Consider the following 12,552-nt stretch of genomic DNA (forward strand, 5'->3'; position numbering starts at 1 on the left):
CGTGGGTTTAGGTAACGTTAAACGCAGTATTGGCAATTGGCTCAAGCATCCAGCCCCAGAGGCGATGTTTGATCGTCAGTTAGTGTGGATTGCACTGGGTTTGATGTTGACTGGTTTGGTCATGGTAACCTCTGCATCATTTCCAATCAGCTCTCGATTAACGGAACAGCCGTTCCACTTTATGTTTCGTCATGCGACGTTTCTCGTGCTGGCGTTAGGGACCTCCGCTGTTATTTTGCAAGTGCCTTTGCAAGAGTGGTTTAAGAAGAGCCATTACTTACTTTGGGCTTCTTTCGCACTGTTGATCATCGTGCTCTTGGCGGGTAAGTCGGTTAATGGTGCGTCTCGTTGGATTCCCCTTGGGCTGTTTAACCTTCAGCCTGCGGAAGTCGCGAAGCTATCGCTGTTTATCTTCATGTCTGGTTACTTAGTTCGAAAGCAAGACGAAGTACGACAAACGTTCTTTGGTGGCTTTATGAAGCCAATCATGGTGTTTGCCTTCTTCGCAGTATTACTACTTGGTCAGCCAGACTTGGGGACGGTCGTCGTGATGCTGGTCACGCTGTTTGGCATGCTTTTTATCGCAGGTGCAAAACTAACCCAGTTTCTCGCCTTGATGGTGGCAGGTATCGGCGCTGTGGTAGGTTTGATTCTCGTAGAGCCATACCGTATGCGACGTGTAACCTCCTTCCTTGACCCGTGGGAAGACCCGTTTGGTAGTGGCTATCAGTTGACTCAGTCTTTGATGGCGTTTGGTCGTGGTGAATGGTTCGGTCAAGGTCTCGGTAATTCAATTCAAAAACTGGAATATCTACCGGAAGCACATACCGACTTTGTGTTTGCCGTACTTGCTGAAGAGCTTGGTTTCGTGGGCGTAGTGTTGGTCTTAATGCTGATTTTTAGCTTGGTGCTAAAAGCGGTTTACATCGGAAAGCGTGCATTTGAAGAAGGCGAAATGTTCGGAGGTTATCTGGCTTTCGGAATTGGTATTTGGTTTGCGTTTCAAACCTTGGTTAATGTTGGAGCTGCCGCCGGTATTGTTCCAACTAAAGGTTTAACACTCCCACTTATCAGTTATGGTGGTTCTAGTCTAATAATTATGTCCGTCGCAGTGTCCATATTACTGCGTATCGATTACGAATGCCGCTTGAAACGCGAGCAACAACAATCAGAACAACAAGCTAATGAAACAAAATAAACGTTTGATGGTGATGGCTGGTGGTACTGGCGGTCACGTATTCCCAGGTTTGGCGGTAGCAAAACAGCTTCAAGAACAAGGTTGGGAGATCCGTTGGTTAGGTACGGCGGATCGAATTGAAGCGGATTTGGTGCCAAAACATGGCATTGAAATCGACTTTATCAAAGTGAAAGGGTTACGAGGTCAAGGCGTTAAACGTCTTCTTGCAGCACCATTTCAAATTATCAATGCCATTATGCAGGCTCGTGCTCACATGAAACGCTGGCAGCCAGACGCAGTGCTTGGTATGGGCGGTTATGTTAGCGGCCCGGGCGGTATTGCCGCTTGGATGAGTGGCATTCCTGTTGTTCTGCATGAACAAAATGCAGTAGCAGGTTTAACGAACCAATGGTTATCGAAAATCGCTAAGAAGGTTTTTCAGGCTTTCCCAGGCGCTTTTCCAAATGCCGAAGTGGTTGGGAACCCAGTTCGTGAAGACGTGACTCAATTAGCAGCGCCAACTGAGCGCATGCAAGAGCGCCAAGGTCCAATTCGCATTTTGGTGATGGGTGGCAGCCAAGGCGCACGTATTCTTAACCAAACTCTGCCAGAAGTGATGTCGAAATTGGGCGAAGATTACTGTATTCGTCATCAAGCGGGCAAAGGTGCCGCCGAAGAAGTGAATGCAGCATACCAAGCTAATGGTGTGGTAAATGCAGAAGTAATGGAATTCATTGATGACGTGGCAGAAGCTTACGCATGGGCTGATCTTTTAGTTTGTCGCTCTGGAGCGTTAACCGTTTCTGAAGTCTCGGCGGCAGGTGTAGGCGCTATTTTTGTTCCATTCATGCACAAAGACCGCCAGCAAGCACTTAATGCAGACCACTTGGTGGATTGCGGCGCGGCGAAAATGATTGAACAACCAGATTTAACCGTTGAGTTTCTGACTCAGCAGATCCAACAATTGGATCGCCAAGCTTTACTTACAATGGCTGAGCAAGCGCGTGGCGCTGCAAAATTGAATGCTGACCGAGTTGTCGCACAAGCCATTGTCGCTTTGACCGAAAAGCGTTAACCGAATTATTGAGAATAGAATTGATGACAATCCAACATACACAAGACTTAGCTCAGATTCGCGCAATGGTGCCAGAGATGCGCCGCGTGAAATCCATCCACTTCATCGGTATTGGTGGTGCGGGCATGAGCGGCATTGCAGAAGTGCTGTTGAACGAAGGCTACCAAATCACAGGTTCTGATCTATCAGAGAACGCTGTGACAGAGCGCTTGGTATCAAAAGGTGCGACGGTATTTATTGGTCATCAAGCCAGTAATGTAGAAAAAGCCAGTGTGGTTGTTGTGTCAACGGCGATCAACGAAGAAAACCCAGAAGTGATGGCGGCACGTGAATTACGCATCCCTATTGTACGCCGCGCAGAGATGTTGGCTGAATTGATGCGATTCCGTCACGGTATTGCCGTTGCGGGTACACACGGTAAAACCACGACGACCGCTCTTGTTACTCAAATCTATTCTGAAGCCGGTCTTGATCCAACGTTTGTGAATGGCGGTTTGGTGAAAAGCGCAGGTACAAATGCGCGTCTAGGCTCGAGTCGTATTCTAATTGCAGAGGCAGATGAAAGTGACGCGTCATTCCTGCACTTGCAACCAATGGTGAGCATTGTTACCAATATCGAAGCCGATCATATGGATACCTATGGTGGTGACTTTGAAACCTTAAAGCAAACCTTCATCGATTTCCTTCATAATCTACCGTTTTACGGCCAAGCAATTGTTTGCATTGACGATCCTGTGGTTCGAGAGTTAATCCCACGTATTAGTCGTCAAGTGATAACTTACGGTTTTTCTGAAGATGCCGACGTACGTATTGAAGATTATCGTCAAGAGGGACAGCAAGGCAAATTTACGGTAGTACGTAAAGGGCGAGCTAACTTAGATATCACGCTGAATATTCCAGGTCGTCACAATGCATTGAATGCGTCTGCTGCGATTGCGGTTGCTACTGAAGATGACATTGAAGACGATGCGATCCTAAAGGCAATGGCAGGTACGCAAGGTACGGGAAGACGTTTTGATCACCTTGGCGAGTTTGATATTGGCAACGGCCATGCAATGCTTGTTGATGATTACGGCCATCATCCAACAGAAGTGGATGTAACCATTAATGCAGCACGCAGTGGTTGGCAAGACAAGCGTTTGGTGATGATTTTCCAACCGCACCGTTATAGCCGTACTCGTGATTTATACGATGATTTCGCGAATGTGCTTGAACAGGTGGATGTATTAATCATGCTGGATGTTTACGCAGCGGGTGAAAAGCCGATTGCAGGTGCTGATGGGCGCGCTTTATGTCGCACAATTCGCAGCCGAGGCAAGGTAGATCCGATTTTTGTTCCAGAAATCGAGCAATTACCTTCAGTTTTAGCTAACGTTATACAAGACGGCGACCTAATCTTAACGCAAGGTGCGGGTGATATTGGTAAAGTTGCGAAACAGCTAGCAGGTCTTAAATTGAATATAAACAAGATGCTTGGCTGACACATATTGTTGACGCGAAGGACAGATAAAGACTCAGATCTCGATTTTGCGTCAATATCATTGTGATTTATTGCTATCAGTGTTTGATAGTTTACAAGAGCTCAGTATAATCCCAAGGTTAAAGTCAAGACTTTTACCTCTGCGTAATTATATGGGTAAAAAGTACACGACAAAAGTCAGGAAACGAAGACGTTGTTGAATATTGCACTGAATGACGAGCGACCAAACACGGGCAACAACCGTGGTCGCCAAGAAAAAATCTTGGGTGCGTTATTTTTCGTTGTGGTTGTGACTTTAATTAGTTCTGTTTTGTACGCGGCGATCAGTTGGATGTGGGATGACCAAAGGTTACCTCTCTCCAAAATAGTACTTCAGGGGAAACTGGAGTATGTCCAAGCTGACGATGTGCAGGCTGCATTTAGTCGAATTGATCACATCGGTACATTTATGTCTCAGGATATTGATGTATTACAGCAAAGTGTCGAAGCTCTGCCATGGGTAGCGCATGCCGCAATCCGAAAGCAGTGGCCGGATACAGTAAAAGTTTTTTTGACGGAGCATCAACCAGAAGCCATTTGGAATGGCAACGGACTGTTAGATAAAAACGGGTTCGTTTTTGATGGAGATGTTGCTCTGTTGCAAGAAGAAAAAGTGAAGCTGTACGGACCCAAAGATAGCGGACCGGAAGTCTTACAGACTTACCGTGATTTGAGTCCTAAGTTTCAGCAATTGGGTTTAGCGATATCGTCTCTGGTATTAAACGAGCGACGAGCTTGGCAAATCATCCTTGATAACGGTATTCGATTAGAGCTCGGAAAAGAGTCTCTTCTTGAGCGTATAGAGCGCTTTTTTAAGCTCTATAACAAGCTTGGCAGTGACACGCAAAGAATCAGTTATATCGATCTTAGGTACGATACAGGAGCCGCAGTTGGTTGGTTTCCTGAACAAGAGTTAGAAGAGAGTACAGATGACTAAGGCCGCTGATGACAACATTATTGTTGGTCTTGATATAGGCACTGCAACCGTATCGGCTCTAGTGGGTGAGGTTTTACCAGACGGTCAAATTAATATTATTGGCGCAGGTAGTAGCCCCTCACGCGGCATGGATAAAGGTGGCGTGAATGATTTGGAGTCGGTTGTAAAATCAGTACAACGTGCAATTGATCAAGCTGAATTAATGGCAGAGTGCCAGATCAGCCGAGTCTTCATTTCGTTGTCTGGTAAGCATATCGCAAGCCGAATTGAAAAAGGTATGGGCACGATTTCTGATGAAGAGGTGTCTCAAGAAGACATGGATCGCGCTATCCATACCGCAAAATCGATTAAAATCGGTGATGAACAGCGAATTCTTCATGTGATCCCGCAAGAGTTCACCATTGATTACCAAGAGGGAATCAAAAATCCGCTTGGTTTATCTGGGGTAAGAATGGAAGTGAGTGTCCACCTTATCTCATGCCATAATGACATGGCACGCAACATTATTAAGGCGGTAGAACGCTGCGGCCTTAAAGTAGAACAACTCGTATTTTCTGGGCTTGCTGCTAGCAATGCAGTAATCACCGAGGATGAAAGAGAGCTTGGAGTTTGTGTGGTTGATATTGGCGCCGGCACGATGGATGTGGCCATCTGGACTGGCGGTGCGTTACGTCACACAGAAGTATTTTCGTACGCAGGAAATGCTGTAACCAGTGATATTGCTTTTGCTTTTGGCACGCCAGTGAGCGATGCTGAAGAAATAAAAGTCAAATATGGCTGTGCTTTGAGTGAACTGGTCAGTAAGGATGACACGGTTAATGTACCAAGCGTAGGTGGACGACCATCACGTAGCCTGCAACGTCAAACGTTGTCAGAAGTGATTGAGCCACGCTACTCTGAGCTTATGGGACTGGTTAACCAAACTATCGACTCTGTACAAGCAAAATTGCGCGAAGAGGGTATCAAGCACCATCTGGCTGCGGGAGTTGTACTCACCGGCGGTGCTGCGCAAATGGACGGAGTGGTAGAATGTGCGGAACGCGTATTCCGCAATCAAGTAAGGGTCGGCAAACCGCTCGAAGTCAGCGGATTAACTGACTATGTAAAAGAGCCGTACCATTCTACGGCAGTTGGATTACTTCATTACGCAAGAGACATGCAGTCTAGCGACGATAGCGATTATAATGAACCTAAACGCTCATCTGTAACTGGCTTTTTCGATAAATTGCGTAACTGGATACAAAAAGAGTTTTAACCTGAGTTGCAGGATAAACGGAGACAACACATGTTTGAACCGATGATGGAAATGTCTGACGATGCAGTAATCAAGGTCGTTGGGGTTGGTGGCGGCGGTGGTAACGCCGTTGAACACATGGTGCGTGAATCCATCGAAGGTGTGGAATTCATCAGCGTCAACACTGATGCGCAAGCACTTCGTAAGACAAGCGTTGGCAATGTTATTCAGATCGGTGGTGATATCACTAAAGGTCTGGGTGCAGGTGCTAATCCACAGGTTGGCCGTGACGCAGCTCTCGAAGACAGAGATCGAATTAAAGATTCCCTGACTGGCGCCGATATGGTGTTTATCGCAGCTGGTATGGGTGGCGGTACCGGTACTGGTGCAGCGCCTGTTATTGCTGAAGTGGCTAAAGAGCTTGGCATTCTAACAGTAGCGGTAGTAACTAAACCGTTTAGTTTTGAAGGTAAAAAGCGTTTGGCATTTGCTGAGCAAGGTATCGATGAGCTGTCTAAGCATGTTGACTCTTTGATCACGATTCCAAACGAAAAGCTACTTAAAGTACTTGGTCGTGGTGTAACACTACTAGAAGCTTTTGCAAGCGCTAACGATGTTCTTAAGAATGCCGTTCAAGGTATTGCTGAGCTAATTACTCGCCCTGGCATGATCAACGTCGACTTTGCGGACGTAAGAACTGTAATGTCTGAAATGGGTCACGCAATGATGGGTAGCGGCATCGCCAAAGGTGAAGACCGTGCTGAAGAAGCGGCTGAAATGGCAATTTCTAGCCCACTTCTGGAAGACATCGATCTAGCGGGCGCTCGTGGTGTTCTTGTCAATATTACTGCTGGTCTGGATATGCGTCTTGACGAGTTTGAGACGGTTGGTAATACAGTGAAGGCATTCGCTTCTGACAATGCGACTGTTGTTATCGGTACTTCTCTAGACCCTGATATGACTGACGAAATCCGCGTAACAGTTGTAGCGACAGGTATTGGTAATGAGAAAAAGCCAGATATCACGCTAGTTGCGGGTGGTAAAGCTAAAGTGGCACCGACGCCGCAAGCTCAACCACAGCAACAAGCAGCGGCAACGCAAGCTGAAGAAAAACCGGCACAGACTTTGCAGAATAATCAAGTGCAAGAGAAGCCACAGGTAACTCCTCAGCCGACAAACACTGCTCCTTCTTCTCCAGCTTCGTCGAGCCAAAGTTCGGCGGCTCCAAAGCAAGAAAAGGAAAGTGGTTATTTAGATATACCGGCATTTTTGCGTCGTCAGGCTGATTAATCTTTAACCCATAAATTTGACATGGCTCAAAATTATGGTAGCATTCACGGTCGACGTTACAGACGGCCGTGTTTTGTAGCAAATTTTTGAGAGGCAAGCAGATGATCAGACAACGTACTCTGAAAGAAATAGTGAAAACAACTGGTGTGGGTCTCCACTCTGGTCGTAAAGTCACACTTACTCTGCGCCCGGCTGCTGCAAATACAGGTATCATTTACCGTCGTACAGATGTAAATCCACCTGTAGATTTTCCAGCTGATCCAGCTTCGGTTCGTGACACCATGCTTTGTACTGCATTGGTAAACGATGAAGGTGTGCGTATTTCAACTGTTGAGCACTTGAATGCGGCACTTGCTGGTATGGGCATCGATAACATTGTTGTCGAAGTAGACGCACCTGAAATTCCGATCATGGATGGTAGTGCAAGCCCATTTGTATACTTGCTACAACAAGCAGGTATCGAAACGCAAAATGCGCCAAAACGCTTCATCCGCATCAAAAAGCCAGTTCGTTTTGAAGATGGTGATAAATGGGCAGAATTTGTACCATTTAACGGCTTCCGTATGGACTTCGAAATTGAGTTTAATCACCCAGCGATTGAATCAGACGAGCAACGTTTGCTGTTTGATTTCTCGTCAAAAGGCTTTGTTCGTGAGATTTCTCGAGCACGTACGTTTGGCTTTATGCGTGATATCGAATATCTACAATCTCAAAACCTAGTTTTGGGTGGTAGTTTTGACAATGCTATCGTTTTGGATGATTACCGTATTCTTAATGAAGAAGGTCTACGCTTTGAAAATGAGTTTGTGACTCACAAAGTGTTGGATGCGATTGGTGACCTTTACATGTGTGGCCACCCAATCATTGGTGAATTCCGTGCCTTTAAATCTGGCCACGGTTTAAATAACCAACTGTTACGTGCTGTTCTTGCAGATCAGGAAGCGTGGGAGTGGACTACATTCGAAGAAGAAGTCGGCTCACCAGTAGCATTCGCAGAACCAAATATGGTGCTTGCGTAAATACTTGGCATTAGAATTAATAAAAAACCAGGCTTATGCCTGGTTTTTTGCTATTTGGCTTTAATCCTGGATTTATCAATAACATTCAAGCTTTCAGCATATTGAAATAACGTTCACTTACGATCTTCCTTTTCTGCCATATCGGCTAATCGTTTTAAACGCTCTTGAATTTTCGGTGGCGCCATGTCGGCAATCGTCATTAATGACTTTGCTGCAGATTGGGTTAGTGGTGGACGCTTAGGTCTGTCGTCTTGTTGAAAGCGGTTTCGATATAGTGAAGGATTGATCCTCACTTCAACGCTCATCAGCTTGGCAAAGCCTTGAGTACGAAGTTTATTTAGGATCATGAGGCGATCGTAATCGATCTTCATTTTGATCGCGGCACTGGAGACATCGATCAATAGATGGCCGTTACGAACATTCGCTACTCGGCAATGATCGGCCGTCCCCGTGGGTAAGACCTCTTGCAAAGCTTGGTTAAGCTGTAAGATTTCTCCAGCATGTTCTTGAATCTGCTTGAACTGTGACTCAGCAATAACATCTTCAGTCGAGGTTGGACGGTGATCACGCATAGGTAAAATCTAATTTTGTTGAGATATAGCTATTCTAGAGCAGCTTTCTATCAAGGTATAGTTTACATTAACGTCTTTAGCTTCAGTTTTACAATGTAGCAAGGTAAAAAGCAAAGTTTGCTCTGGATGGATTACACATATTGCGGTATGCAATATCGGCTAATCAGTCACCACTTTAAGTAAAAACTTCAGAGTGCTTCAAACAAATACGTCTATTTATGGTTGTATCGATTAAAAATCCTTACACTAAGCCACATTGTTTCAAAACTTAGCCTTGAAATATGGATGTTTGAACTCAATATCTTTGATAAATGATTTATCTCAGTATTCTTAGTTCCAAACTGGCAGAGACTGAAGGCATTATGAGTAGATCGGGAACGGTCTGAATAAAGAGAGATTCACGAAAAATGATAACTAAGCTACTGACAAAAGTGATTGGCAGTCGCAACGACCGAACACTGCGCCGCCTTAGAAAAATTGTAAAAGAAATTAATAACTATGAGCCAACATTCGAGGCTCTAAGTGACGAAGAGTTAAAAGCAAAGACGGTTGAATTCCGTGAGCGCCTAGAGAAGGGTGAAACTCTTGATAAACTACTTCCAGAAGCTTTTGCTACGGTTCGTGAAGCATCTAAGCGTGTCTACGGTATGCGCCACTTCGACGTCCAGCTTATCGGTGGTATGGTTCTAAATGCGGGTCAAATCGCTGAAATGCGTACGGGTGAAGGTAAAACGCTGACGGCAACGCTTCCTGCTTACCTAAATGCCCTAGCTGGTAAAGGCGTTCATATTGTAACAGTGAACGATTATCTAGCTAAACGTGATGCAGAGACAAACCGCCCTCTATTTGAATTTTTAGGTATGACTGTTGGCGTAAACGTGCCAAACATGCCTCCTCAAGAGAAAAAAGAAGCGTACCAAGCTGACATCTTGTACGGAACGAACAATGAATTTGGTTTTGACTACCTTCGTGACAATATGGCTTTCCGTAGCGAAGATCGCGTACAACGTGAACGCTTCTTTGCAGTTGTCGATGAGGTGGACTCAATCCTAATTGATGAAGCTCGTACCCCTTTAATCATTTCTGGTCCTGCTGAAGATAGCTCTGAGCTATACACCCGAATCAACCTTTTGATCCCGCATCTTAAAAAGCAAGACAAAGAAGACTCTGAAGAATATCGTGGTGATGGTCACTACACTGTTGATGAGAAATCAAAGCAAGTATACCTCACAGAAACGGGCCAAGAGTACGTTGAAGAACTGTTGGTGAAAAATGGTCTTATGGAAGAGGGTGACACACTTTACTCTCCGACTAACATCAGCATGTTACATCACGTGAATGCCGCTTTGCGTGCTCATGTGTTGTTTGAGCGCAACGTTGATTACATCGTTACTGACGAAGGTGAAGTAGTAATTGTTGATGAACATACTGGTCGTACAATGCCAGGTCGTCGTTGGTCTGAAGGTCTTCACCAAGCAGTAGAAGCGAAAGAAGGCGTTAAGATTCAAAACGAAAACCAAACTTTGGCTTCGATTACCTTCCAGAACTACTTCCGCTTATACGAAAAACTGTCTGGTATGACAGGTACTGCGGATACTGAAGCGTTTGAGTTCCAATCTATTTATGGCTTGGAAACGGTGGTTATCCCAACCAACAAACCAATGATTCGTAACGATATGCCGGATGTGGTGTACCGTACCGAAGCTGAGAAGTTTGCTGCAATCATTGAAGATATCAAAGAGCGAGTTGCGAAAGGTCAGCCAACATTGGTTGGTACAGTATCGATTGAAAAATCAGAACTTCTTTCTAACGCATTGAAGAAAGCGAAGATCAAACACAACGTATTGAATGCGAAATTCCATGAAAAGGAAGCGGAAATTGTTGCTGAAGCGGGTATGCCTGGTGCGGTAACTATCGCGACCAACATGGCCGGTCGTGGTACGGACATTGTGCTTGGCGGTAGTTGGCAATCAAAAGTGGAAGCTTTGGAGAACCCAACTCAAGAACAAATCGATGCGATTAAAGCAGAGTGGAAAGTGGTACATGATCAAGTACTAGATGCTGGTGGTCTACACATCATTGGTACTGAGCGCCACGAATCTCGCCGTATTGATAACCAGCTACGTGGTCGTTCTGGTCGTCAAGGAGATGCAGGTTCATCTCGCTTCTACCTATCTATGGAAGACTCTTTGTTACGTATTTTCACTTCTGATCGTATGGCGAGCCTTATCCAAAGTGGTATGGAAGAAGGTGAAGCAATTGAATCGAAAATGCTTTCTCGCTCAATTGAAAAAGCACAGCGCAAAGTGGAAGGTCGTAACTTTGATATCCGTAAGCAGCTACTAGAATACGATGATGTGGCGAACGATCAGCGTAAGGTTGTCTACGAGCTGCGCGACGAATTGATGAACGTTGAAGACATCAGCGGTATGATCGAGCAAAACCGTGAAGATGTGCTAACAGCGGTTATTGATGAGTACATCCCACCACAATCACTAGAAGATATGTGGGACGTTGAAGGTCTGCAAGAGCGCTTGAAAGCAGACTTCGATCTTGATGCGCCAGTGAAGCAATGGCTTGAAGAAGACGATAAGCTTTACGAAGAGGCGCTACGCGAGAAGATTATCAATCTAGCCGTTGAAGTGTACAAAGAGAAAGAGGAAGTGGTGGGGGCGCAAGTGCTTCGTAACTTCGAGAAATCGGTTATGCTTCAAACTCTGGATACGCTTTGGAAAGAGCACTTGGCAGCAATGGATCACTTGCGTCAGGGTATTCACTTACGTGGCTATGCGCAGAAGAACCCGAAACAGGAATACAAGCGTGAATCGTTTGAACTGTTTGAAGGTCTACTAGAAGCGCTGAAAACTGATGTGATTACTGTTCTATCTCGCGTTCGAGTTCAGCAACAAGAAGAAGTTGAACGTATGGAAGAGCAACGTCGTGCGCAAGCTGAAGAGGCCGCTCGTCGTGCTCAAGCGCAACACGCAGCAGCACAAAACCCTCTTTCTGAAGGTGAAGAATCTGAAGAAGGTTCAAGTCAGCCAATGGTACGTGATGAACGTAAAGTAGGTCGCAATGAGCCTTGCCCTTGTGGTAGTGGTAAGAAGTATAAACAGTGCCACGGCAAAATCGACTAACGTATTAGTCAGATAATGTTTTAAAGAGTCGCCTAGGCGGCTCTTTTTTTAAGCAAATTCTGTGGCTGTCGAATTTCATAAGTTTTGATAGCATCGGATAGTTTTAGAGATGCAAAGACCGTTGAAGTGTAACGGCTTGAGAGTTAGGAACCCCTATGAAAAGAATTCACATAGTCGCGGCTATTATTTTTAACCAAGACAAATCAAAAATTTTTATTACAAAGCGTCCAGACGACAAGCATAAAGGCGGGTTTTGGGAGTTTCCCGGCGGGAAAGTCGAGTCAGGAGAAAGTATTGAACATGCTCTAGCAAGAGAACTTGAAGAAGAAGTAGGAATTGAAGTTACTGAGCAAGCCCTTTTCGAGCATTTGGAATATGACTATCCAGACAAATCACTTAAGTTTGATTTTATTACGGTATCTAAGTTCAGTAATGAGCCTTACGGCCGAGAAGGTCAAGAAGGTCGCTGGGTTGAGATAAGAGAATTGGGTAACTATGCCTTTCCTGAAGCGAACGTGCCTATCTTGGAGCGTGTCGTAAAAGAGTTCGCTTAAGCCTGATGAACTTGCTTGTGGTAACCACGGTATGTTGT

The 12,552-nt window shown here is 45.2% G+C and carries 10 protein-coding genes; 9 read left to right on the top strand and 1 reads right to left on the bottom strand.

The window, feature by feature from the left end; genetic code table 11:
• Position 1 precedes the first annotated feature (1 nt).
• The 7 genes from ftsW (at position 2) to lpxC (ending at position 8,251) form a co-directional block, all read left to right on the top strand.
• Positions 2 to 1,198: a cell division protein FtsW gene (gene ftsW / locus R7Q47_RS17980; RefSeq protein ID WP_005372933.1), complete on the top strand. Its 1,197-nt coding sequence runs from the start codon at positions 2 to 4 to the stop codon at positions 1,196 to 1,198.
• A complete protein-coding gene (murG, locus tag R7Q47_RS17985; protein WP_248487351.1) occupies positions 1,185 to 2,252 on the top strand; it encodes an undecaprenyldiphospho-muramoylpentapeptide beta-N-acetylglucosaminyltransferase in 1,068 nt (355 codons plus the stop codon). Before ftsW ends, murG begins: the two co-directional genes overlap by 14 nt.
• 23 nt (positions 2,253 to 2,275) lie before the next feature.
• Entirely contained in the window at positions 2,276 to 3,733 is a 1,458-nt protein-coding gene (murC, locus tag R7Q47_RS17990) for a UDP-N-acetylmuramate--L-alanine ligase (protein WP_318089295.1), read from the top strand.
• A gap of 192 nt (positions 3,734 to 3,925) precedes the next feature.
• Positions 3,926 to 4,708, top strand: coding sequence for a cell division protein FtsQ/DivIB (locus R7Q47_RS17995; RefSeq protein ID WP_318089297.1), 783 nt, complete (start codon positions 3,926 to 3,928; stop codon positions 4,706 to 4,708).
• Positions 4,701 to 5,963 carry a cell division protein FtsA gene (gene ftsA / locus R7Q47_RS18000; protein ID WP_005372946.1) on the top strand — a complete coding sequence of 421 codons (1,263 nt, stop codon included), beginning with the start codon at positions 4,701 to 4,703 and terminating at the stop codon, positions 5,961 to 5,963. Before R7Q47_RS17995 ends, ftsA begins: the two co-directional genes overlap by 8 nt.
• 30 nt (positions 5,964 to 5,993) lie before the next feature.
• On the top strand, positions 5,994 to 7,232 hold the full coding sequence (gene ftsZ, locus R7Q47_RS18005) for a cell division protein FtsZ (protein ID WP_017633617.1): 1,239 nt from the start codon (positions 5,994 to 5,996) through the stop codon (positions 7,230 to 7,232).
• Between the two features lie 101 nt (positions 7,233 to 7,333).
• On the top strand, positions 7,334 to 8,251 hold the full coding sequence (lpxC, locus tag R7Q47_RS18010; protein WP_005381871.1) for a UDP-3-O-acyl-N-acetylglucosamine deacetylase: 918 nt from the start codon (positions 7,334 to 7,336) through the stop codon (positions 8,249 to 8,251).
• 113 nt (positions 8,252 to 8,364) lie between these two features.
• Here the strand turns inward: lpxC and R7Q47_RS18015 are convergent, their stop codons facing one another.
• Complete coding sequence (locus R7Q47_RS18015) at positions 8,365 to 8,823, bottom strand: DUF721 domain-containing protein (RefSeq protein WP_137281709.1); 459 nt, start codon at positions 8,821 to 8,823, stop codon at positions 8,365 to 8,367.
• A 407-nt stretch (positions 8,824 to 9,230) separates the two neighbouring features.
• Between R7Q47_RS18015 and secA the strand changes: the two genes are divergently transcribed.
• On the top strand, positions 9,231 to 11,960 hold the full coding sequence (gene secA / locus R7Q47_RS18020) for a preprotein translocase subunit SecA (protein ID WP_005387389.1): 2,730 nt from the start codon (positions 9,231 to 9,233) through the stop codon (positions 11,958 to 11,960).
• A 155-nt stretch (positions 11,961 to 12,115) separates the two neighbouring features.
• The gene (gene mutT / locus R7Q47_RS18025; RefSeq protein WP_005387387.1) at positions 12,116 to 12,514 is read left to right on the top strand and encodes an 8-oxo-dGTP diphosphatase MutT; all 399 of its coding nucleotides are present in this window, start codon (positions 12,116 to 12,118) and stop codon (positions 12,512 to 12,514) included.
• Positions 12,515 to 12,552: the final 38 nt, after the last annotated feature.

Source organism: Vibrio sp. Vb0349 (genome assembly GCF_033338975.1).